Annotated in this window: 16 protein-coding genes; 7 read left to right on the top strand and 9 right to left on the bottom strand. The window is 66.0% G+C overall.

Annotated features, from left to right (window positions below):
• Positions 1-215: 215 nt before the first annotated feature.
• The 7 genes from ACMGDH_RS16410 (at position 216) to ACMGDH_RS16380 (ending at position 11,250) form a co-directional block, all read left to right on the top strand.
• A complete protein-coding gene (locus ACMGDH_RS16410; RefSeq protein WP_436829054.1) occupies positions 216-2,363 on the top strand; it encodes a polysaccharide lyase 6 family protein in 2,148 nt (715 codons plus the stop codon).
• Positions 2,363-4,546: an alginate lyase family protein gene (locus ACMGDH_RS16405; protein ID WP_436829053.1), complete on the top strand. Its 2,184-nt coding sequence runs from the start codon at positions 2,363-2,365 to the stop codon at positions 4,544-4,546. Before ACMGDH_RS16410 ends, ACMGDH_RS16405 begins: the two co-directional genes overlap by 1 nt.
• Entirely contained in the window at positions 4,543-5,820 is a 1,278-nt protein-coding gene (locus ACMGDH_RS16400) for an MFS transporter (protein ID WP_436829052.1), read from the top strand. Before ACMGDH_RS16405 ends, ACMGDH_RS16400 begins: the two co-directional genes overlap by 4 nt.
• A gap of 3 nt (positions 5,821-5,823) precedes the next feature.
• The gene (locus ACMGDH_RS16395) at positions 5,824-6,564 is read left to right on the top strand and encodes an SDR family NAD(P)-dependent oxidoreductase (protein WP_436829051.1); all 741 of its coding nucleotides are present in this window, start codon (positions 5,824-5,826) and stop codon (positions 6,562-6,564) included.
• Positions 6,561-7,421, top strand: a complete 861-nt coding sequence (locus tag ACMGDH_RS16390; RefSeq protein ID WP_436829050.1) for a rhamnogalacturonan acetylesterase — start codon at positions 6,561-6,563, stop codon at positions 7,419-7,421. Before ACMGDH_RS16395 ends, ACMGDH_RS16390 begins: the two co-directional genes overlap by 4 nt.
• A gap of 132 nt (positions 7,422-7,553) precedes the next feature.
• A complete protein-coding gene (locus ACMGDH_RS16385; RefSeq protein WP_436829049.1) occupies positions 7,554-10,400 on the top strand; it encodes a TonB-dependent receptor in 2,847 nt (948 codons plus the stop codon).
• 103 nt (positions 10,401-10,503) lie between these two features.
• Positions 10,504-11,250, top strand: coding sequence for a FadR/GntR family transcriptional regulator (locus ACMGDH_RS16380; RefSeq protein WP_436829048.1), 747 nt, complete (start codon positions 10,504-10,506; stop codon positions 11,248-11,250).
• Positions 11,251-11,253: 3 nt separating this feature from the next.
• Here the strand turns inward: ACMGDH_RS16380 and ACMGDH_RS16375 are convergent, their stop codons facing one another.
• The 9 genes from ACMGDH_RS16375 to ACMGDH_RS16335 all read right to left on the bottom strand — a co-directional run bounded on the left by ACMGDH_RS16375 (position 11,254) and on the right by ACMGDH_RS16335 (position 24,088).
• Entirely contained in the window at positions 11,254-11,655 is a 402-nt protein-coding gene (locus tag ACMGDH_RS16375) for a PRC-barrel domain-containing protein (protein WP_436829047.1), read from the bottom strand.
• A gap of 16 nt (positions 11,656-11,671) precedes the next feature.
• Complete coding sequence (locus ACMGDH_RS16370; RefSeq protein ID WP_436829046.1) at positions 11,672-13,645, bottom strand: protein-L-isoaspartate(D-aspartate) O-methyltransferase; 1,974 nt, start codon at positions 13,643-13,645, stop codon at positions 11,672-11,674.
• 104 nt (positions 13,646-13,749) lie between these two features.
• Entirely contained in the window at positions 13,750-14,874 is a 1,125-nt protein-coding gene (locus tag ACMGDH_RS16365; RefSeq protein ID WP_436829045.1) for a DmpA family aminopeptidase, read from the bottom strand.
• A gap of 22 nt (positions 14,875-14,896) precedes the next feature.
• Positions 14,897-16,030 carry an NAD(P)/FAD-dependent oxidoreductase gene (locus ACMGDH_RS16360; protein WP_436829044.1) on the bottom strand — a complete coding sequence of 378 codons (1,134 nt, stop codon included), beginning with the start codon at positions 16,028-16,030 and terminating at the stop codon, positions 14,897-14,899.
• 144 nt (positions 16,031-16,174) lie between these two features.
• Complete coding sequence (locus ACMGDH_RS16355) at positions 16,175-17,803, bottom strand: alkaline phosphatase D family protein (protein ID WP_436829043.1); 1,629 nt, start codon at positions 17,801-17,803, stop codon at positions 16,175-16,177.
• Positions 17,804-17,879: 76 nt separating this feature from the next.
• On the bottom strand, positions 17,880-21,149 hold the full coding sequence (locus ACMGDH_RS16350; RefSeq protein ID WP_436829042.1) for a TonB-dependent receptor domain-containing protein: 3,270 nt from the start codon (positions 21,147-21,149) through the stop codon (positions 17,880-17,882).
• A 90-nt stretch (positions 21,150-21,239) separates the two neighbouring features.
• Positions 21,240-22,253, bottom strand: coding sequence for a FecR family protein (locus ACMGDH_RS16345; RefSeq protein WP_436829041.1), 1,014 nt, complete (start codon positions 22,251-22,253; stop codon positions 21,240-21,242).
• Complete coding sequence (locus tag ACMGDH_RS16340) at positions 22,222-22,824, bottom strand: RNA polymerase sigma factor (protein ID WP_436829040.1); 603 nt, start codon at positions 22,822-22,824, stop codon at positions 22,222-22,224. Before ACMGDH_RS16340 ends, ACMGDH_RS16345 begins: the two co-directional genes overlap by 32 nt.
• A gap of 151 nt (positions 22,825-22,975) precedes the next feature.
• The gene (locus tag ACMGDH_RS16335; RefSeq protein WP_436829039.1) at positions 22,976-24,088 is read right to left on the bottom strand and encodes a hypothetical protein; all 1,113 of its coding nucleotides are present in this window, start codon (positions 24,086-24,088) and stop codon (positions 22,976-22,978) included.
• Positions 24,089-24,117: the final 29 nt, after the last annotated feature.

Genomic DNA, 24,117 nt, shown 5'->3' with positions numbered 1-24,117 from the left:
CAGGACACTTGGGCCGAGCGTGAGCTGACGGCCGATTCTCCCTGAGCGATTATCCTCCATCGCACGGATGCACGCCTGGAGCGGGAGCATACTCCCGCCGTCGCTGGCCTCGCCGCAAAGTTCTAGACCAAATTACTAGTCCACCTTGCATGACCGCTGATAAGCCGGTAGCGAGTTGCAGGAGACCGGGCGAATCCGGCGGTGGGGAATTGGCGATGCTGCGATTGGCGTTTGGGGCTGTGCTGTTCTCGCTTGCTCTTCCGGCACATGCCGCCGAATTCCTGGTCCGCACGCCGAGCGAATATGCTGCCGCGGCGGACCGGGCGCAGGCCGGCGACACGATCGTGCTGGGCAATGGCGAATGGCGTGACTTTCAGATCCTTTTCACCGGCAAGGGAGCCGCGGACAAGCCGATCCGGCTTACTGCGCAGACCAAGGGCCAAGTGATCCTCACCGGCCAGTCCAACCTTCGGATCGGCGGTGAATATCTGGAGGTCTCGGGACTGGTTTTCCGTAATGGCTGGTCGCCCACGGACCACGTCATCGCCTTTCGCAAGGATTCGAAGACCTACGCGCACCATTCGCGTGTGACCGAAATCGTGATCGACCGATTCAACAAGCCCGATCGCCGCGCCGATGACATCTGGATCGCCATCTATGGGCAGGACAACCGCATCGACCACGCGCATCTCGAGGGCAAGGCGAACGCGGGCGTGACGCTGGCAGTGATCCGCGACAAGGGCCATCCGGAGGAAAACCGCGCCCGGATCGACCACAATTACTTCGGACCGCGGCCTCCGCTGGGCTCGAACGGCGGCGAAACGATCCGGATCGGCACCAGCGACGAATCGCTTTCCGATTCCAGGAGCATCGTCGAGCGTAACATCTTCGATCGCTGCGACGGCGAGGTCGAGATCGTCTCGGTCAAATCGGGCGGCAACATCCTGCGGGAGAATTTGGTGCTCCAGTCGCAGGGAGCCTTCGTGCTCCGGCACGGCAATGGCAATCTGGTTGAACGAAACGTCTTCCTGGGCGGCAACAAGCCCGACACTGGCGGCGTCCGCGTGATCAATCGCGATCAGGTGGTGCGGTTCAACTATTTCCAGGACCTCGCCGGCAAGGACCTGAAGAGTGCGCTGGCAGTGATGAATGGCGTCCCGAATTCGGTGATCAACCGCTATCATCAGGTCGCCAACGCCGTGATCGAGCGGAACAGCTTCGTGAATGTCGCGCGCGTGACGTTCGCGGCAGGCGCCGATGCCGAGCGGAGCGCGTCGCCCGTCGCGAGCCGGTTCGCGGACAATCTCGTGCTCGGCGCGAAGGGCAAAAACCCCATCACAGCAGTCGGCGACGCCTCGGGTATAGCACTAACGGGCAACGTTATGGCCGCGAAACTCGCCAGGGCGTCCAATGGACTGCTCTACCCCGAGGGCTCGGCGGCCGGAGCGCCGCGCGATCTGGCGCCGGTCACGCGGGGCGAGGTCGGCGTCGCCTGGTATCGGCCGGTCGCGGCGGCGCACAGGCCGCGAACCATCGCCGTTGCGCCCGGCCGGAGCCTCGCCGACGCCATCGCGGGCTCTGGCGAGGGCGACACGATCGCGCTGGACGGGGTGCGGTACGATGCCCCGGGCGAGATCGCAGTCGGCCACCGACTCGTCATCCGCGGCGCGGGCAAGGACAGGACGCGGATCGTCTTCACCGGACCCGCCCTGTTCAGCATAACCGGCGGGTCCGGCATCACGCTGGAGGGACTGGCGGTGGAGGCCCGATCCGCCGGTGCGGGTGCGGTGGTGCGGATCGATCCGGCGGCACTGGGCAACTACTCGCTGCTGCTGACCGACATGGCAGTCGACGGCACGCATGCCCGCACGGGGCTCGAAGTGATCGCCACCGCGCCGGGTACCTTCGCCGATCGCATCGAAATCCGGCGGAGCAGCTTCGCCGGGGTCTCCGGTGCGGTGGTCGCCGCGGCAGCCGAACAGGGTAGCAAGGGCTGGTATCCAGTCGAGAATCTCGTGATCGCGGAGAGCGATTTCGCTGGCGTCGGCTTGGTCGCAGACCTGCTCCGCCGCGGCACCGACGAGAGCACGTTCGGCCCCTATTTCACGCTGGAGAAGTCGAACGTTGCCGGAAGCGGCAAGCGGCAAGGCGCTTCGGTCCGCATCTCGGGCGCCCAGTGGACGACGATCAAGGACAACAACTTCGCCGCCAGCGCGCCGATCGAAGTGACGCACAGCGTCGGTACGCCGTCGACGGTGATCACCGGCAATGCTTTCGCTGCGACACCCGCACCGGTGATCCGCGAGCTCAGTTACCGGGGGCCGCAGCGCGCGGTGGTCGCCGGCAACCGGGTCGGCTCGTGATGCGCGGGCTCGTCTTCATCGCCGCGTTGGCACTGGCGACACCCGCGCTTGCACAAGGCGGCGCCCCCACGCTGGTCAAGTCGGAGCAGTTCGACACGCTTGCCCGCGAAGGGGGCCGCTATCCGCTCTTCGCCGCGGAGCTGCAGCGAATGCGCGAGGACATCGACAGTGCGATCCGCGCGGGGATCAGGGTGCCCATGCCCAAGGATCCCGGCGGCGGCTTCACCCATGAGCAGCACAAACACAACTATCGCACCATCTATGGCGCGGGCTTGCTCTACCGGCTGACGGACGACAAGCGCTACGCCGAGCATGTTCGGGCGCTTCTGCTCGAATATGCGAAGCTCTATCCAACGCTCGGTCCACACCCGGCCAAGGCCAACCAGACTGCCGGTCGGCTGTTCTGGCAGAGCCTCAACGACAGCGTGTTCCTGGTCCATGCCATCCAGGGCTATGACGCGGCGCGCGCGGCGTTCAGCGCCGCCGATCGCCAGCGCATCGAGGAGGGTGCGCTCCGGCCGATGGCGCGCTTCCTTTCCGAAGGCTCGCCAGAGGTTTTCAACCGCATCCACAATCACGCCACCTGGGCCAATGCCGCAGTAGGCATGACCGGCTATGTGCTCGGCGATCGCGACATGGTGGAAAAGGCACTCCTCGGGCTCGACAAAAGCGGCAAGGCGGGATTCCTGCGCCAGCTCGACCTGCTCTTCTCGCCCGACGGCTATTATGCCGAGGGCCCCTATTATCAGCGCTACGCGCTCCAGCCCTTCGTGCTGTTCGCAGCCGCGATCCAGGCGAACGATCCGGAGCGCAGGATCTTCGAGTATCGTGACGCTGTGGTGCTGAAGGCGGTCCGCGCCGCGATCCAGCTCACCTATCAGGGCTATTTCTTTCCGATCAACGATGCCTTGCCGGACAAGAGCCTTCGAACCGAGGAGCTCTATCAGGGCGTCGCCATCGCCTATGCTCAGACGCGCGATCCAGGCCTTCTCTCGATCGCCGAATGGCAGGGGCGCACCGTGCTGAGCCCCGGCGGGCTGCTCGTCGCGCGCGATCTTGCCGCGGGCAAGGCGCGGCCGTTCGCTTTCGCGTCCGCGCTGTTCCGCGACGGTCCGCAAGGGGATCAGGGCGCGCTGGCGGTGCTGCGCTCCGGCCCGGAGACGGGCGCCCAGGTGCTCGTGGCCAAGAACACTGCCCAGGGCATGGGTCACGGTCATTTCGACAAGCTCAACTGGCTGCTCTACGACAACGGCAACGCCGTCGTGACCGACTATGGATCGGCGCGATTCCTCAACATCGAGGCGAAGGACGGCGGCCGCTACCTCAAGGAAAACGACAGCTGGGCGCAGCAGACGATCGCGCACAACACGCTCGTCGTCGACGAAGCCAGTCATTTTCAGGCGAAGGAGAAGGCTGGGGAGAAGATCGCTCCCGTGCAGCTGGCCTTCCACGGCGAAGGCGCCACCCGGTGGTCGATCGGCGAGGTGAAGGGCGCCTATCCCGACGTCGCATTTCGCCGTGCGCTGGTGACCATCGAACTCGAAGGATCGTCCTCGCCGCTGGTGCTCGACCTGCTGCGCGTGCGGGCAGGCGCGTCGCACCGCTATGATCTGCCGCTGCACTTCAATGGTCATATCATCGACGCGGGATTTCCGCTCCGCTCGAACCCCGCCGCGCGGCCGGTGCTGGGCAAGGATTTCGGCTATCAGCACATCTGGGTCGATGCGGTGGGGGGGCTCGGCGCGGACGACGCCCGTCTCACCTGGATGACCGGCAATCGCTTCTACAGCTATCGGATGCTGCCGCCGGAAGGCGCGCAGCTGATCCTGGCCGAGAGTGGCGCCAACGATCCGCGCTTCAACCTGCGCCGCGAGCCGATGCTGATCCAGCGGGTCGACGCCAAGAAGGACGCAGTGTTCGTGAGCCTGCTCGAGCCGCACGGCGCGTACGACCCGTCCGCCGAAACCACCGCGGGAGGCACCTCCCGGGTCGCAAAGCTCGGCCACCGTCGCACCGACGGGGCCGAGCTGGTGACGGTCGCCCTCGCGGGCGGCCGCACCATCCATATCGCCATTGCCGACGATCCCGCCGCGGGCACCGCCCACAGCGTAACGATCGACGGCAAGGTGCAGCGCTGGACCGGCCCCGTCGGCCGGTTCGGCGGACAGGACGAGAAAAAATGAAGGCTAACCTCCGCTGGGCGGTCATCACGCTTATCGCGCTTGCAACCGTGATCAATTACATCGATCGCAACGCGCTCGCCGTGATGTGGCCCGCGGTCTCGCAGGATATCGGCGCCGACAAGGCGGACTATGCGCTGCTCGTCACCGTGTTCATGCTTGCCTATGCCTTCGGCCAGGCGCTGTTCGGGCGGATCTTCGACGTGGTCGGGACCCGCATGGGGTTCGCGATCGCGATCGTCATCTGGTCACTGTCGATCGGGCTGCACTCGGTCGCGCGCACGCTGGGCATCTTCGCGATCCTGCGGGTGACGCTCGGCATCGGCGAGGCGGGCAACTGGCCCGGCGCGGCCAAGGCCAACGCGCTCTGGTTCCCGGCGCGCGAGCGGGCCTTCGCCCAGGGCATCTTCAACGCAGGCGCCTCGCTTGGCGGCATTGTCTCTGCGCCGTTCGTCGCGCTGCTCTTCGCCGGCTTCGGCTGGCAGGGCACCTTCGTGATCATCGCACTGTTCGGGCTGCTCTGGCTGCTGCCCTGGTTGTGGCTGTACCGCGCGGATCCGGATACGCACCCCTGGCTCAGCGAGCGGGAGCGGGCGCATATCCTGAGCGGCAGCGGCGCCGACGATATCGCCGCGACGCCCGCGGTCACCGGCTATACCCCCGGCTTCGCGCAGATGCTGCGGCACAAGCAAAGCTGGGCGGTGATCGTCAGCCGTTTCTTCCTCGATCCGGTGTGGTGGTTGTTCGTCTCCTGGCTGCCGATCTACCTTGCCGAGACCTTCGGCTTCGACGTCAAGCAGATCGGCTATTTCGCCTGGGTGCCGTTCGTCGGCGCGATGTTGGGCAGCCTGGGCGGCGGCTGGTTCTCGGGTGCGCTGATCGCGCGCGGCTGGAGCGCGCTCAGTGCCCGGCGTGTCGCGATCACGCTGGGCGGCGCGATCATGCTGCCGCCGCTGCTGCTGACGATGGGCGCGGCCGATCCGCTCTACGCCGTGCTGCTGATCGCGGTGATCCTGTTCGGCTTCCAGGTTGCCATCAACAACATCCAGACGCTGCCGTCGGACTATTACGGCGGCGGGACCGTGGGCTCGCTGGCCGGGATCAGCGGCACCGCCGCCGTCGCCGGCACGCTGCTCACCACCTGGCTGGTTCCCGCTCTCACCAAGGTCAGCTTCGCGCCGATCTTCGCCATCGCGGCGGGGCTCGTGCCCGTCGCAGTGCTCGCGGTCTGGCTGCTCGGCGGCCGCACCGCGCCCGTTCAACAAAGACAGGAGTAGTAGATGAAGTTTGCAGGCAAGGTCGCGCTGGTCACCGGCGGCGGCCGCGACATCGGCCGCTCGGTCTCGAAGCGGCTGGCGGCCGGCGGCGCCTGGGTGATCGTCAACTATCGCAGCGACGAGGCTTCGGCACGCGCGACCGTGGACGAGATCGTCGCCGCGGGCGGCGAAGCCCGGCTCCATCGCGCCGACGTCACCAATGCCGACGAAGTCGCCGCGCTGATCGAGGCCGCAGGCGAGCGCATCGACATTCTGGTGAACCTCGCCGGAGGCATGGTCGCCCGCAAGACCCTCGCCGAGATGGACGAGGGCTTCTTCGACACGGTGATGGACCTCAACCTCAAATCGGCGTTCCTCGTGACCAAGGCGGCGCTGCCCCGGCTCGGCGCGGGATCGGCGATCGTCAACGTGTCCTCGCTCGCCGGGCGCGACGGCGGTGGTCCGGGCGCGTCGGTATATGCCACCGCAAAGGGCGCGCTGATGACGCTCACCCGTGCCTGGGCCAAGGAGCTCGGCCCGCAGGACATTCGCGTCAACGCAGTGTGCCCCGGGCTGATCGGCACCAGCTTCCACGACACCTTCTCCAAGCCCGAGGGCCGCGCCGCGACCGCCAACAACACGCCGCTCCGCCGCGAGGGGCATCCCGACGAAGTCGCCGACTGCATCGCCTTCCTCGCATCGGATGAGGCCCGTTTCCTCACCGGCGTGAACATGGACGTGAACGGCGGGCTGGCGTTCTCGTGAGCATCGGCGCGATCGTGAGGCTCGGCGGGATCGCGGGGGTGCTGGCGATCGCGCTTCCCGCCGCGGCGCAGCAGCGCGAGCGCACCGATGCGCCACCGATCGAGCCGTACAAGATCGTGCTCGTCGGCGATTCGACCATGGCGCCGCACAGCGGCTGGGCCTCGGCCTTCTGCGCCAACCATGTGAAATCGTCGGTGGCATGCCTGAACCTGGGCCGCGGCGGGCGCAGCACGCGCAGCTATCGTGCGGAGGGCTCGTGGGACATCGCGCTCGCGGAGGCGAAGGTGCCTGGGTATCGCGGCCGCTACGTACTGATCCAGTTCGGGCACAACGATCAGTCGGGGAAGCCCGAACGCTGGACCGATCGCACGCGCGAATTTCCTGCGAACCTGCGTCGCTATGTCGAGGAGGTGCGCGCCGCGGGTGCAGTGCCGGTGCTGGTGACTCCGCTTACGCGGCGCGCGTTCGAGGCGGGCAAGCTCGACAATAGCCTGGCGCCCTGGGCAGACGAGGTCCGCAAGGTCGCGGCCGAGATGAAGGTGCCGCTCGTCGACCTCAACGCGCGCAGCGCCGCCGCCGTCGCGAAGATGGGAGCGGCGACCGCGACTCAGCTCGCTCAGGTGCCTCCGACGCCGGAAGAACTTCGTGCAGCGGAGGCGGGAACCACGCTCCCTGCCAAACCCGCGCCCGAACCGCAACCCGCGCCGGCCGCCGATCAGAACGGGCCGCGCGGCACCGTCACGCGCAAGTTCGATTACACCCATGTCGGCGCGGTCGGCGCCGAACTGTTCGCCCGGTTCGTGACTCGCGATCTTGCCGCAGCGGTGCCCGAGCTGCGAAGCCAATTGGTGCCATAAAGATTGGACTGTCATAAGTGCATACCAATCGCCTTGACAGATTGGCCTAACCATACCAGCGTGAGCGATAGAAAAAGAATCCAGGAGAGGAGAGCATTCATGCGCGTTGCGCAGACTTCATCCATGCGGGGCATGCGTTCCGCGTTCCTTGCCGGAGCCGGGCTGGTCGCGCTCGGCATCGCCGCACCCGCGTTCGCGCAGGACACGAATGCGCCCGCGACAACCGAAACGCCCGCGGCCGAAGCGAGCGACGAGGAGATCGTCGTTTCCGGTTTCCGCGAGACCATCCAGACTTCGATCGCGACCAAGCGCACCGAGACCGCGATCGTCGACGCGCTCTCCTCCGACGACATCGGCGATCTGCCGGCGCTATCTATCGGCCAGGCGATCCAGACGATCACCGGCGCAACCACGCATCGCGAGAAGGGCGACGCTTCCGAGATCGCGCTGCGCGGCCTCGGCCCGTTCCTCAGCAACGCCACGTTCAACGGCCGCGAAGCCACCAACGGCAGCGGCGATCGCTCGGTGAACTTCAACCAGTTCCCGTCCGAGCTGATCAACGAGATCAAGATCTACAAGACGCAGCAGGCGGATCTGGTCGAAGGCGGCGTCGCCGGCACGATCGAACTCGGCACGCTGCGACCGCTGGATATCAAGGGCCGCCGCATCCAGCTGGAGGTCAAGGGCAGCTTCAGCCCCTATGGCGATCGCGTGGCCGGCAGCGGCGGCATGGGATGGCGAGGCACTGCCAGCTATGTCGACCAGTTCGATCTGGGCTCGCTCGGCCGCTTCGGCATCTCGCTCGGCGTCCAGCGCAACCAGGGCAGCAATCCCGAGGAGACAGTGGCCGGCAGCTCGACCTGGACGGCCTGCAACGCGAACATCGTCGTCGCCAACGGCAACTGCACCGAGGTGACGCGCGAGCAGGGCGCGGCGGGCACCCCCTTCTATCTCGCTCCCAATTCGATCGCCTGGCGCCAGATCAGCGAGGAGGACAAGCGCGACGCCTTCTTCGGCGCGCTGCAATGGCAGCCGAGCGAGACGCTCGATATCAACCTCGACCTGCAATATTCGGATCGCGTCTTCGTCGAAAACCGCCGTGACCTGAACCTGTCCGAGATGCGTTACGGGCTCACCAACGTCGAGTTCGGTCCGGATCATGTCGTCACGCGGCTGAACGGCATCAGCTCGATCGAATCCACGGCAGCCGAGCTTTCGCGCGACGAGGAATATCTGGGCGGCGGGCTTTCGATCGAGTGGGACGCCACCGACCGGCTCTCGATCAAGGCCGACGCCTCCTATTCGCGCACGATCCGCACTGAGATCGAGCGCAATGCGCGGCTACGCACCGATCCGATGGACGCTTTCGGCACGCGCACCCCCTTCAACAACATGCGCATCCCCTACGTCTATGAGCGGCTGCCGGGGAATTTCGCGCCGACGGTCACGATCGACCCTCGGTTCGACGTGACCAATCACGCGCTGTTCTGGGACGATGCGCGCATGCGCCGCGATGAGAGCCGACGCTACAACCGGATCGTCGCCGGGCGGCTCGACGCCAAATATGAGTTCGACGGCTTCCTGAGCGCCATCTCGGCAGGGGGCCGTATCTCCGAGCTGGTCTTCAACGACTATGACGACCGCAAGGAGTTCAACCTCAATCCGGCGAGGACCGAGGACCTTCGGATCAACCAGCTCTGCCGCACTGCCTTCCCGCAGACCAATTTCCTCGAAGCGGCGGACGGGAACACGATCACGCGCTGGGCGACGTTCGATCCGGATTGCCTGTTCGAGAATTATGTCGGCAGCGTCGATCCGGGCCGCAATGACGACGTCCGCTCGGTCGCCAATCGCGACATCACCGAGCGTACCTATGCCGGCTATGTGATGGGCGAGTATCGCGGCGATCTGGGCAGCCTGCCGGTGCGCGGCAATTTCGGCGTGCGCGTCGTGAAGACCGAGGTCACCTCCGTCGGGCTGCGCAGCGACCTCGACGTGATCACCAATCCCGACGGCAGTATTCGTCTGGTCGAGAGCGGTGATTTTGCTTCGGTGACGACGCGGACGGATACGACGCGCTTCCTGCCGAGCATCAACGCGATCTTCGACTTGCGCGACGATCTGATCCTTCGCGCCGCGGCTTATCGCGCGATGTCGCGGCCTGCGCCCAGCAGCCTCGGTTCGGGGCGCTCGATCGTGCTCGAAAGCGGCACGTCCTTCACGTCGATCGAGGACGCGATCTCGAACATTACCGCCAATGGCAGCCCCCGGCTCGAGCCGCTGATGTCATGGAACGGTGACGTGGCGCTCGAATGGTATCCAAACCGCGATTCGCTGCTTTCGACCACGCTCTACTACAAGCAGTTCACCGGCGGTTTCATCCCGGTGGTGATCGACGAGCAGTTCACGATCGGGGGTTCCGATGTCACGATCCCCGTCACGCAGACGCAGAACAGCAGCGACAAGAGCCGGATCTGGGGCATCGAGGTCACAGCCGCGCACCGCCTGAGCTGGCTGCCGAAGCCGCTCGACGGGCTGGGCTTCAAGGTCAGCTACAATTATGCGGACTCGGATTTCGAGACTCACGACATCCGGCTGGGCGACGTGCTCGATCCGGTCTCCGGCGCAGTCACGCCCGGCATCCTTCCGCCCGCGAACATCAACGGCTATTCGAAGCACGTGCTCTCGGCCCAGGCCTATTATGAAGTGGGGCCGCTCTCGCTCCAGGGCATCTACAATTATCGCTCGAACTATTATCAGGACTTCGTCGGCGGCAACACGCAGCTGCGCTACGTCGAGGACAACGACACGGTCGATTTCCGCGCGACGCTGAACCTGATGGAGAATGCGTCGCTGCGCTTCGAGGCGATCAACATCTTCGACGAGCCGAAGGTCACCTACATGCCGGTACAGGGAAGCACGCGTCAGTATCACTTCTACGGTGCGCGCTATTTCCTGGGCCTCCGCGTCCGGCTGTGATGCCCGGGCTGGGCGGCTCGCCGAGCGGCCCAGCCCACTGGCTTGCACTCCCACGGCCAAGCGGTATGACAACTGGAACTTGCAGAGGAGAAAGCACCGCTCAATGGCCGATCGTCGACTGTTCCAGGAAATCGCCGATCGCATCGTCGCCTTGATCCGCGAGGGCGCTTTCCCACCCGGATCGCGCCTGCCCGGCGAGCGCGAGCTTTCCGAACGTTTCGGCGTGAGCCGGGTGACGATCCGCGAGGCCGAGATCGCCCTGCAGGCGGCGGGCTGGATCAAGATCAAGACCGGAGCGGGCGTCTATGTGCTCGGCGGCCCTGACGGAGTCGGCGGCGATCTTCCGAAGGTCAGCGCGCTTGAGCTCACGGAGGCGCGCTCGCTGTTCGAGGGCGAGGCCGCCGCGCTGGCAGCGACGACGATCACCGACACCGAGCTTGCGAAGCTGGAAGAGCTTCTCGCGGTGATGGGAAGCGACCAGGCCGACGAGGAGCAGATCAACAAGGCGGACCGCGAGTTCCACATGACCATCGCGAGCGCCTCCGGCAATCAGGCGATCATCTATATGATCCAATCGCTCTGGCGGCTGCGGACCGAGCTGCCAGCGGTGCGCGCCAGCCACGCCGCTGTCTGCCGCCAGGACGGCGCGGCGCGCGACGCCGAGCACCGGGAAATACTCGACGCGCTGCGCAGTCACGATTCCAACGGCGCCCGTCTGGCGATGCGCCGCCATTTCAACCGATTGCTGGAATCGATGCTGGTCGCGACGGAGGAGCTGGAGCTCCAGGAGCTCCGCCGCAGATCCGCCGAGAGCCGCGCGCGCTTCCTGCTCAGCACGCGTCTGGCCTGACTCTCACCAATACGGCATGGCGCCATAAGGTCCGTAATAGCCGAAGATCGTATCGCGGTATTGGCGATAGTCCTCGCCGCCCAGCTTGCGCAGCTCCTCGGCATCATAGTTCGGCGCGTCGCGCAGCTCGGCCTCGTCGAGCGGGACGACGAAGCCTCCGCGCTCGATGTCATAGTCGAGCAGCGACCAGGGCACTGGATTGAATTTCTCGCCAATGCCCAGGAAGCCGCCGAACGACATGATCGCGTATATCGTGCGGCCGCTGGTCTTCTCGATCGAGAGATCATCGACATGGCCGAGCCGCGTGCCTTCGCGGTTGAACACCGGGGTCTTGATCACGCGGCTCGAGAGAATGAGCGGATTGTCGGATGTCTCGAGCGTTGCTCCAGTCGTCATCTGGTCCATCGTCGTTGCTCCTGTTCTATAGGCCGAAGGGATAGGTCTCCTCCGCGCCTTCGCGGGTCGCGGCCGGGAGCGGCTCCACCGCGCGGGTCTCATCGAACCACACCCAGGCATCGAACTGCCGCGGCAGGATCGCTGCCGAATAGTGGCTCCAGCGCTCGCTGTCGGGCCGGTAGATCACGCCGATGAAGCGCTCGAGCCGTGCTTCGTCGAGCCGGGGGCGCAATTCCGCGTTCTCGCCTTCGCGCAGGTCGAGCAGGAAACGCTCGATCCCGCTGTCATGGCATTGGCGTTCGTAGCTGTCGGGGCGTGAGGGATTGACGCGCTTGACCTCCATCGGTGCGTCCCAGTCGGTTGCCGCGGCCACGGTTCCGCTGTGCGTGCCGAAGCCGATCAGCCGTGCCTCGCTGCCATATTGCTCGCGGCAGAGCTGGCCGATGTTGAGTTCGCCGCGCGCCTGGCCCATTTCGGTGAAGCGTGCGTCGCCGATATGCGAATTATGCGCCCAGACGATCGCCTTGGCGTCGTTACCCTTGGCCGAGAGCAGCAGTTCGAGCGTGTCGAACATATGCGTGTCGCGCAGGTTCCAGCTCTCGGCAGCGCCGTAATACATCACCCGATAATAGCTTTCCGCGCTCGCGATCAGCCGTGCGTTCTGGGCTGCGTCCAGGAATTCCTCGCCATCGGCTGCGGCATAGTCGAGCCGTTTGGCGAAGAGATCGCGCAGCATCGCGACCACCCCGGCCTCGCACCGCGCAAAGCCTTCGTTCAGCGCCATACGGCCGTAACGCGCCGGATCGCTGCGCCACGGGGTGAGGCAGCCGTAGCGCTCGCGCGCCACTGCGGCGGCTTGCGGATCGACGCGGTCGAGATAGTCGATCACGGCGCGGATCGAATCGTTCAGATTGTAGAGATCGAGGCCATAGAAGCCCGCGCGGCGCTCCGGCGCGCGATCGGCGTTGTGCTGCCGCAGCCAGGCGACGAACGCGCCCACGTCAGTGTTGCGCCACATCCAGGTCGGGAAGCGCTGGAAGGCAGCTTCGGCATCGGCACGCGGCGGCTTCAGGCGGACGTGGCGGTCGATCGCCGCGGCATCCGGCCAATCTGCCTCGACGGCGACGATGGAGAAGCCGTGCTCCTCGATCAGCCTGCGCGTGATCGCGGCCCGGGCGCGATAGAATTCGGACGTGCCGTGGCTTGCTTCGCCGAGCAGCACTACGCGCGCATCGGCGAAACGGTCGAACATGCGGCCGAACGCCGGATCGTCGATGTCGGGCAGCGGCTCGGCAGCGTCGCGGATCAGCGCTGCCAGCGGCCGCGGCTGGGCCAGCGCATCGCTCGCCGCGTCCTGGGCCCAGCCGTGCGCGCCGATCAGCGGCACGAAGCGGACCGCGCCCAGATCCTGCTCATCGAACCGGTCCTCGCTCTCGCGCACGATGCGCAGCAGCCGCTGCTGATCGGGATCGCCGACGGGCATCACCAGCCGCCCGCCCACTGCGAGCTGGCGGCAAAGCGGCTTCGGAACCGAGGGGCCGCCGGCGGCGATCAGGATCGCGTCGAACGGTGCAGCTTCGGGCCAGCCCTGCGTGCCGTCGCCGGCGCGGATCTCGACATTGTCGTAGCCCAGCGCCGCCATCCGCTCGCGCGCAAGCCGTGCGAGTTGCTCATGGCGCTCGATCGCATAGACCTGGCCGGCGATGCGGCCCAGCACTGCGGCGGCATAGCCGGAGCCGGCGCCGATCTCGAGCACCCGCTCGCCGGGCCTGACTTCGGCCTTCTCGATCATGTGGGCGACGATATAGGGCTGGGAGATCGTCTGACCGGCCTCGATGGGCAGCGGCGTATCTTCATAGGCGAATTCGCGCATCGGCTCGGGGACGAATTGCTCGCGCGGAACCGCACGCATCGCGCTCAGCACATGCGTATCCCGCACGCCGCGGGACACGAGTTGCGTGTCTACCATCACTCTGCGGAGGCTCGCTGCCACAGTCATGGCACTCTCCTCACGCGAGAAACGCATGGGGAACGCGTTCGGCTTCACGGTTGGGCGTTTTAAGCGAGTACGTTCATCGCGCGCTGCCGGCTCGCGCGGTTCGATCACCTGGAGCCGGCGGTCAGCCAGGGCAATATGTTCTCCACCGGCAGGCGCTCTGCCGTGCCGCGGTGGCCTTCCACGGTCTTGCCGGCAAAGAGCGAGTTGATCACAGCCTCTTCCGTTGCCTCCGCGACCGCCTGGAAAAGGGGTGAAAGCGCCTCGTTGCGCAGGTCCGCGATCTGCGCGGCGGCCGTGCTTCCTTCCTGGCGGCGCACTGCCGGACTCGTCGAAAAGGCAATCGCATAATCGCCCGATCCGTTCGAGAAGGACGATCCGGTCCTGCCGATGCCCACGAAGGCGCGCTCCGCGATGCGGCGCAGGTTGCGGTCCGAAACCGGCGCATCGGTCGCGATCACCACCACGACCGAGCCGTCGGCGGTCCCGCTATCGATTGCGCCCTTGAACTCGTAGCGGCCGAGCTTGACGCCCACGGGCACGCCGGCGATGCTCAGAACTCCGCCATAATTGGTCTGGACCAGCACGCCCAGCGTCCATCCTCCCAGCGATGCCGGCAGCTTGCGCGATGCCGTGCCGATGCCGCCCTTGAAGCCGAAGCTCACCGTGCCGGTGCCCGCGCCCACCGATCCTTCCTGAACCGCGCCGGTTTTCGCGCTTTCGATCGCGCGGCGTGCATCGGCGATCGTGACTCGCCGCCGGCGGATATCGTTGAGCAATCCATCGTTGGTCTCTCCCACCACCGCATTGACCGAGCGCACCGCCTCGTTTCCGGGCTGAGAGAGCGTCCATTCTACCGAGGCCGCCGCAGCCTCGGGAACGTTGAGCGTGTTCGTGAGAAGGATGGGCGTTTCCAACTCTCCGAGCTCGGCAACCTGGGTCGATCCGGCGAATTTGCCGAAGGCGTTGAACGCCACGAAGCCGGCAGGGACCCTGGATCGGAAGATATTGCCTCCGTGCGGGAGGATCGCGGTGACGCCGGTGTGCACGTCCTTGCCTTCCTCGATCGTCACATGACCGACCCGCACGTCGGCAACGTCGGTGATCGCATTGAGCGGCCCAGGAGGAAGGACGCCTATGACGACGCCGGCTTCCCGCAGGCGCATTTGCGGGGGCGCGGCCGATGCCAGCGCCATGAACGCAATTGCCGCGATCGCCTTGGTCCGTCTCATCGATCCCCCCTCATTGCCCGCGTCAAAACCGCGCAGGTGAAAGCGCGGCCGCATCGACTCCCATTTCCTCGAGGCTTTCGGGCCATTCTCCTCCGAGGATCAGCGCTGCGGCGGCGGCGGAGAGCGCAGGCGAAGTCTGCAGACCAGCGCCGCCTTGACCTGCCAGCCAGAAAAAGCCCTCCGCCGCGGCATCATATCCCACTGCGGGACTTCCATCGGCGAAGAAGGACCTCAGGCCGGCCCAGCGCGAGGCGATGCGCCGGATCTCCAGCGTAGTCGCCTCTTCCACGCGCCAAGCGGCGAGCGCCACGTCGAACTCTTCGGCCTGTGCATCGGTCGGATCGGACGGAGTCACGTCCATCGGCGACGCGAGCAGCCTGCCGGCATCCGGCAGCATGTAGAAACCGTCGTCGATCACCGTTTTGGTGAACGGCCATGAATCGACCTTCTCGCCTTTCGGGGCGTCGAATCCGATGATCGTCCGGCGCAGCGCCTGCAGCCCGAGCGGTCGTACGCCCGCCGACGATGCGACACTGTCTGCCCATGCGCCCGCGGCGTTGACGAGCGTCTTTGCGGACCAACTCGTCGAAGCGGTATCGACGATCCAGCGCTCGCCCGACCGGCGGATCGAGAGGGTTTCGGCGCCCGTGACGACCCTCCCGCCATGCGAGGCAATTGTGCGGAAGTGCGACTGGAGCAGCGCATGCGAGTCGATACGGCGAGCTCCGTCATCGCAGACGCCCTGCACGAAATGCTCCTCGCCGACCCGGAGCACGGGCACCCGATCGGCGAGATCGGCAGCCTCCACATGCGAAACCTCGTTCGAAACGCTTCGCATCGAGCGTTCGAGCGTGGCGAGCTGCTCCAGATCGGCGGTCTTCGCGATGAACAAGGCGGGGTGGGCCACCGACAGCGGGGGAAGCTCGGGGCTCGCGGGCGGCTCGCAGAAAAAGGGACGGCTGGCCATGGTGAGCGCGCGCACCTGATCCGTGCCGATGCCCAGATGCAGCCAAGTCGCGCTGCGCCCCGAGGAATGATAGCCGACGGCGTCTTCGCGCTCCAGGACGACGACGGAAGCTTGGCTGGCGAGGCGGGCCGCGCACGACAGACCGGCGATTCCTCCGCCGATAACAACGATGTCTACGTCTTGCGTCACGGGCACTTTCCGCAAGGTTGGTCCTCGCCGACACCGGCGGGGCTGCTTTGCGATTTGTGACGCACGCCGCAGCGGCGGTCCAATGCGCAGTCAGCATCAGCCATGCGCCGCGGGCATGACCGGCCCAGGGGAGGGGGCGTTGACCTACCCCGCGAATGCCCTCCGTCCGCGCTCGACGTGCATCCGGTGGGTGCCGGCGAGGGTGGTGGTGCGGGACTGGATCGTCTGCATGAACAGCCACTCGCCGGTGACTCGATCGGGCGTGATCCCGATCATCATGTAGCCGCGCTGGCTCGTGTCCGCCCATTTCAGCTCGGGGTTGGTGGCGATGAACCCCTTCGCGACGATTCTGGGATCAGCTGCAAAGCCACCCTCCATGCCGCCGGAGGTGACCGCATGGCCCGCGAACTCGACGCCGGCAGGCTTGCCGTCCTGGGCGAGCGAATAGGCCCAGGCATTGTGGCTGTCGCCTGCGATCATGACGAGATCGGCGTCCGCGTGCTGCGCCGCCTTCAGCAGCCGCGCACGCGCCGCCGGATAACCGTCCCAGCGATCCATCCACATCGGCAATCCCTGTCTGGCGGCGCGGATGTCGTTCTTGAAGCGGCTGGCGGTGCGGTCGTTGGTGTCGGGCCGGAGCCAGGACAGCGCATCCGCGGGCATCAGCGTCCGCCCGATGATCGTCCCCATGCCGACCAGCTGCCAGGCGGTGGAGCGTGCATTGGCCTTCAGCGCATGCGCGAGCCAGCTTTCCTGCGTCGAGCCGAGCATGGTTGCCGAGGGGTCCTGCCACGCGCCGTCGCGGAACACCTTGAGCGCAGCGTCGGGATCCTCCGTCCGGAATGCGGCGCCGATGTCCGCCGGCTGGGTGCGGCCGAGCAGGCGCGATTCGGTGCGGTAGAGCGTGGCGAGCGTCCCGATCGGATAGGCTTTCCACGGCTCGTCGGAGATCGGCATCCATTCGCGATAGGCCTGTATCGCGGCCGCGCGGCGTGCGTTCCAGTCGCCTTCCTTGTCGGCCTGATGGTTCTGCGCGCCGCCCTCCCAACTGTCGTTGGTCGACTCATGATCGTCCCAGAGCGCGACCATAGGCGCCATCTGGTGCAGCCGCTGGAGATCAGGATCAGCGCGATAGCAGGCGAGGCGCAGCCGATAGTCGGCGAGCGCGACCATCTCGTGGTCCGGCTCCACGACCCGCCCCGGGAGCGCCTTGCCCTTATAAGAGGCGTTGCCATACTCGTAGATATAGTCGCCGACGTGGAGCCACAGGTCGAGGTCGTCGCGCTCGGCCGCATGACCATAGGCGTTGAACCAGCCGTTGGGCAGGTTCGAGCAGGAGAAGACGCCCAGGTTGAAGCGGGAAACATTGCCTTCGGGCAGCGTCTTCGTGCGCCCCACGGGCGATTTGCTGCCGTCGGGAGCCACGAAACGATACCAATAGACGGTTCCCGGCTTCAGCCCGTCCACCGTGATCTTGGCGGTCCAGTCGCGATAGGCGCCGGTGCGTACCGTGCCGCCGGCGACCTGCTTCGTGAAATCCGGGTCGAGTGCGACTTCGGCGTCGAGCCGGATCACGGCGTCGCCCGCTGCCGGCACGTAGCGCGTCCAGAGCAGCATGGAATCCGCGCCCGGCTCGCCGCTCGCCACATTGTGCGTGAACCCGCTGGCGCCCAGCAGCTGCGCCGCGAGGCCACGGCCCGCCGGCAGGACGAGCGCCCCGAGGCCGAGGCTGCCGCCGACGATCAGGCTGCGACGATCGATATTCAGGACCATGCGGGTTCCTCCACGTGATGGATGACCCGCGGCTGCTCCGATGAACCGGTGCAGCCGCGGAAGATGAAGCGGGGTATCAGAAGGTGCCCTTGACCCCGACGTTCCACATCGAGCCGTAGATGCTGTATTGCTGCAGGCGGCTGGGCACGTTCGAATAGATGACATCGGGCGCGTTGAAGATGTTGCGCCCGGCGAGCATCAGCTCGAAGTTCTTCGACACCTTGTAGCTGGCGCTGAGGTTCCACAGCTCGCGCGGGGCGTGGTAGAGGATGCCGTTGTTGGCGGTGGTCGGCGTGTTGCTCAGCGCGCTGGTGCGGTACTTGTCTTGCCAATTGCCGGTGAGCTGCAAGTCGAAGCCGCCGCGGCTGTAGCGGACGCCCCAGTTGGCCGCGGTCTTGGGCATGTTCTGTCGTTCGCCGTCCGGATCGACGAACGTGACCGAGCCGCGCAGGCCCAGCCCCTTCAGCGCGCCCGGCAGGAAAGTGAGCTGCTGGTCATACTCCAGGATCACGCCGTTGTTCGTGCTGATCCCCGGCGCGTTCTGCGCGCTGCGGAAGGTGTAGCCGGCATATTCCTCGGGATCGTAGCCCACATCCTCCGGGTTCACGGTGATGCCGGTGACCTGCATGTCCTTGATGTCGAGCTTGTAGGCGGAAACCGCGACAATACCCGAAGGTTCGAGGAAATATTCCAGCCGTCCGAAGAATTTGACCGAATGCTCGGGCTTGAGCTGCGGGTTCGGCACGGTGACGATCTGCGTCTCGTCGTTCACCGAAGTGACGCCGCCGAGATTGCCGTAGTCGGGGCGGAGGATCGACTGGCTGTAGGCGAACTGCGCGACCAGCTTGTCGGTGATGTCGTATTTGATGCCGCCGCTCAGGAACCAGTCCTCATAGTCGCCGCGGCGCGTCGAATAGGTGCCGCCGTTATACTGGTAGAGCAGGCCGTCGACCGTGGTGGCCGCGGTGCCGGCAGCATTCACCGGGAATCCCGCAGCCGCGACCTCCGAGATCGGGCGGGTATCGGCGACCCGCGCCCCGGTCTTGGTCTTCTCGTAACGCAGGCCGAAGTCGAACGCGGCTCGGCCGACGCGCGTCTGGAACTCCAGATAGGCGGCGTAGATGTCTTCCTTGACGCGCTTGTTGTTGTCGAGATCGCGCTTCAGGTTGCCCAGCTCGTCCGGGACGAAATATTCGGGGTGCTCCTGATAGATGTCATAGACGGCATAGTTGCTGTCCGCGCGCCAGCCCTGCGCGTTCATGTTGCCGGCGTCGAATCCGAGCATCTGGAACTGATAGTTCTGCGTCCAGGGGATCACTGCCTGGGGCGAGGTCTGGTTGATGTCGCCGGTCGGGCCGACATATTGGAACTGGTTCCAGGAGCCCTCGTTCGTTCTCCAGTCGTTGGTACGCGCGCCGAATCCGCCCATCAGCGTGATCGGAGCGCCATCGACATCCAGCTTCTTCTTGAGGTCGAGGTTGACGCCGTACATCCGGTTGCGCGCATCGGATTCGGACGTGCGGATGTTGTTGCCGATATCGTCGTCGCGATTGAAGCTGGTCGGGTCGCCCCAGGGCCGGCCCGCGGTCTGGGTGAGGTACCAGGCAGTCGAATCCTCCGACGCGCGGTCGAGCGTGAAGCCGATGCGGGTCAGATAGCTGTCGGTGCGCTGGAGGAAGCCCTTGCTGTTGTCGCGGAAGTTGAATTCGGAAGTCGAATGGCTGCCGCGCAGCACCGCCTCCCAGGTCTCGCCCTTATATTCGAGCTTCGGCGCGACCAGCGTCGCGGGCGTCCCGGCGTAGCGGTGCGAATATTGGGTGTGGAGGCGGGTATTGGTGCCGCTGGGGTTTACGACGATGTGCGTGGGCGAGGAATCCGGCGTCGCGCGCGAGGCGGTGGCCGTCCCGAAGATCAGAAACGTGTACTGGTTGAAATATTCGACATCGTAGTAGGAATAGCTGCTGCGCAGCGAGAAGGTGAGGTCATCGGTGATCTTATAGTCCGCCGCGAGATTGGCGGCGGTCCGGCTGGTGAGCTTCGGGCCCGGGCGCCACATCACCTGATAGGGAATGATCTTGCCGTTCGGGAGATAGGACCAGTCGACCTGGACGCGGTCCTGCTGGACGTAGTTGGCATTGTAGCTGGCAGCGAACGAGATGCCGAGCCGGCCATCGAGGAACACGTCGGCATAGCCGATCTGCGCGGAAGGATAGATGCGCGCGTGCTTCTTGTCGTCGGGCAGATAGATCGAGGAGAGGCCGGAATCGGAAGTCCCCACGCCGCCGAGCTGGAAGCGGAGCTGGCGGCCGTCGCGCTCGAACGCATATTTGCTGCGCAGGTTGATGTTGCCGCCCGGGGAATCGGCATCCATCCTCGCAGTGAGGGTGTTGTTGAGCTCGATCGAGGCGATGCCGGTGATCGACATCTGCTCGAACGAGTTCTGGCGGCCGTTGTTGTTGTTCGACGTGGCCGTCGCCATCCGCTCGCCGTCGGTCGTGAAGGTCGAGTATTTGGGATCGAGACCGCCGATGCGCACCGCCGTTGCGTCCACCTCGGTATAGTCGAGCGAGAGGCCGGGCATGTTCTTCATGAACTCGCCCACGTCCCCCATGGTCTGGATGCCGTAATTGTCGGCAGCCACGACGTTCTTGGCGTTGAGCGCGGCGCGGCGCTCCATGATCGCGCCCGCCTGGCCGTCACGCCGGGCAGTGATCGTCACTGCTTCGGCTTCCTCGCTGGCAGAAGCGGCATAGGAAAGCGCGTTCAGCTCGAAGTCCAGCGCGGTCACCTGTCCCGGCACGATCGTGGCGACGGTCCGCGTCTCCTGCAGGCCGGCGTAGTTGACCACCAGGGTAGTTTCGCCGGCCGGGACGCCGCTCAGCCGGAAGCTGCCGCCTTCCTCGGAATAGGCGACGATCGGCGTACCCTCGACGCGGATCTCGGCGTTGCGCACATATTCGCCGGTCGCGGTGTTGAGCACGCGTCCGCGCACCCCGCCGGTGCCGACTGCGGCGGCGGGACGGCCGCCCGATGCGCCCTGGCGCGAAGACCGCAGCGTAATGACCTGGCCGTCATCCGAGTCGATCTGCAGCGGCGTTCCGGCGATCAGCCGGCGAAGCGCAGTGCGCACGTCCATCCGGCCTTTGACCGCGGGCGTCGAAATCCCCTCGAGATCGCGCGCAGGGGCCACGATCTGCACCTGGGCCTGGCGTGCAAGCTCCGGAATGGCGCGAACCGCCGGCTGTGCCGCAACATCGAAGACGCGCTCCTGCGCATGCGCCGGTGCTGCAACTACGAGCGCGACGACGGAAGCCCCACAAGTGAGGATGGAATATCGAGAATACATCGGCTGACCCCCAATTCGCCGCATTGGTTGCGGACGTTCGGGGGTTGAGAGCCGTCGGCCGATCGGTTCCGCTATCGGTCCTGAAAATTTTTACTGCGCCGCAGCACTTCGCGTCAGGATGACGCGATCGGGTTGCTGTTCGAGCCGGGCGTCGAACACATGGGCAATGGCGCGGCTGAAGCCGACCGGATCGTTCGCGGCGAAAAGGCCGGTGACAGGCTCGCGCGCGAGCTCCGGATCGCCGATCTGGATTTGGGTGTCGCTGTAGCGCGCGAAAGCTTCCGCAGCCTGCTTCAGCGTCTCCCCTTCGAAGGCGAGCTTCCCCTCGCGCCAGGCAAGCTCGCGAGCGACTGCCTCCACGCCGATCGGCTGCGGATGTTCGACGATCGATCGCAGCGCGGCCGGATCGGACAGGATCATCTGCGTGTTGGCGCCGAGCACCACGGGATTTGCAGAAGCCATGGAATCGAGGGCGGTGAGCCCCACCTGGCCGCGGTCCACCAGCACGTCGGTCGGCTTGGCGTCGAGCTTGCGGACTCGAAAGCCGGCCTGTGCCGTGCGCAGGCGGCGCCCGTCCACTTCCACGACGAAAGGTCGCCCCTCGTCACGCGCGACGGAGAAATAGGCCTCGCCCTTGAGCAGCGCCACAAAGCGCTCGCGCTCGTCGAATTCGATTCTGATGCTGCTCTGGGTGTTGAGGAGAACGGTCGAGCCGTCCTTGAGCGGAACCAGGCGGATCTCTCCGCGCGCCGTGCTGACGACGGCGCCGGCCGCGGGGATGCTGACTCCCAGCGCCACCAGCGAAGCCGCGGCAGCCGCGCCGCCCGTCCAGGTCAGCGCGCGGCGGCGGGACATTCCCGACAGCAGGGATCGGCTGGGCTCCGCGAATGGAGCCGGATCGAAACCGGGGCCGAGCGCCTGCGCGGACTCGCTCATCATCGACAATGCCTGCGCACGCAGCAACGCGCCCTTGCGGCGGGAGTCGCCGTTCAGCCAGGCCGCAAAGGCTTGTTCTTCCTGTGGTGTCAGCGGCCCACGATCCAGCCGCGCCGTCCAGCTGGACGCCGCCCGATCAATGTCTCGACTGGTTTCTCGTTCGGCCATCTGCCCAGGCAATCTCCGATTCCATGCTCCTAGAGGTTTGAGCGGATGCCTTTCCGCCACGACCAAACCAATCAATCAAGAATCGAATGCCTCGCGAGATATGCGTTTCGACCGTATTCTCAGATATCCGCATCTGCGCCGCGATCTCCCGCTGTGGCAAGCCTTCGACGCGCCGGAGGATGAAGGCCTCGCGCGTCTTCTGCGGCATCGCCGCGATCGCGCGGGCGAGCTGGCGCAGTTCGTCGCGATCGATCGCGTGCTGCTCGGGGGAGGGCGCGTCGTCCGGCTGGTCGAACCGGTCGAAATCCTCGGCCGCGTGGATCGGAACGATGCGCGTGCGGCGAACGTGGCGCGTGATCACCGATCGTGCCACCTGGAACAGATAGGCGCGGGGGTAATGGATGGTGTCGACGGTCTCGAGCTCGGCCAGGATGGTATAGGCTTCCTGGATGATATCGTCGGGATCGAGGCCGGGCAGGGCGCGACGCGACAGCCAGCCCCTGAGCGCAGGCTCGTGCGGCAGAACGTTGCGCAGGAGCCAGCGCGCCCTTTCCCTGTCGGTACCGTTCATTCCCAATCCGCTGATCGGACAATGCCCTTGTCGCGGCGCGGACCGGGCCGGGACCGACCAGGATTGCGCCGCTACGATTCGAGCCGACGCCTAGACTTCAATTGTGACACTCCGGCTTCTTCGAACCCACCGCGGGCACGCGCGACTGGTCTCATTTTGCCCCGCGCGGTTCATCCGCCCCGACCGGTACGAAGGGCGCTTGCGCGTCTCCGGTCCAGCGCATGAGCGTCAGGTCCGCGGTCTGGGCGCCTTTGCCGCCGGAGTTCGTTGCGAGGTAAAAGAGGCCCTTGCCGACGGACTGGATGCCGACATCGGCTTTCTGGTTCCATCCGCGAATTCCCGTGGCGGCGTCGTTCAGACCGTCCGGCGCGAGCGCGAGCAGCTGGCCCTGCTCCCAGCCGCTGCCTTCCGGCGCGGGCACGCCGACCAGATCGGCGAGCACCGGCCGCTCGCGGGCATTGACCGCGAACAGAAGATAGTTGGGAAAGGCCGGTTTCTCGCCCTGGTAGACGCCCATGAACCAGCGCTGGAGCGTCTCGTCATAGGAGAGGTTCTGAACGCCGTAGCGCGTGTTGCCGGTGCGGACGAAATATTTGCCGTGCACCGCCGCGGGCCCCTGCCGATGCGGCGCGGCCTCGGTGAGCGGGCGGGCGTAGCGGCCCCAGTCGGTGATGTCGTATTGCAGCAGCACCTGATGGTCGTTGTCGCTGCGCGCGACATTGCCGTAGATGCCATAGGCGATAGTCAGGTAGCGCCGCCCGTCGGTGCGGCCGAATGCTGGGCCGAAGGACACGCCGTCGATGCCCGAGCAGCCGTAGCGGTGATCGGGCGATGCCGTGACATCCCCGCGGAACTTGCCGTCGTCGCCATCGAAGCTGCCGTCGCGGTTCAGGTCGGCGGAATAGTCCTTCACGACCTCGGGGAGATAGACGGTGCGGAAAATCTCCGTCCTACTCGCATCGACGCCGACGCGGTCCAACCGGCTCACGTCGATCACCGCGATGTAGAACGCCTTGTCCTTCTTGTATTCGAGCGAGCCGTAGACCTTCCCGTCCGCCGGGTTGAAGTCGAGGTCGCCAAGGTGCCCCGTCCAGCCGATCAGCGTCCCGATCAGCTTCCCGCTGAAATCATATTTCGCGAGCAGATTGGTGAAGGAATAATAGATGTAGCCGCCCTGCACATCGACGGCGACGCCCTGCACATGGCCGGAATTCAAGGTCCCGCCGTTCTGCCTGAGCGGCAGGTCCGGCATCGGCTGGGTCATGGCATGGGCAGGCGCCATGGAGGCGAGGG

This window comes from Sphingomonas radicis, assembly GCF_051400635.1.
Lineage (GTDB): Bacteria > Pseudomonadota > Alphaproteobacteria > Sphingomonadales > Sphingomonadaceae > Sphingomonas.
Note: the sequence above shows the minus strand (reverse complement) of the source record. Positions and strands in the feature narration are given on the sequence as shown.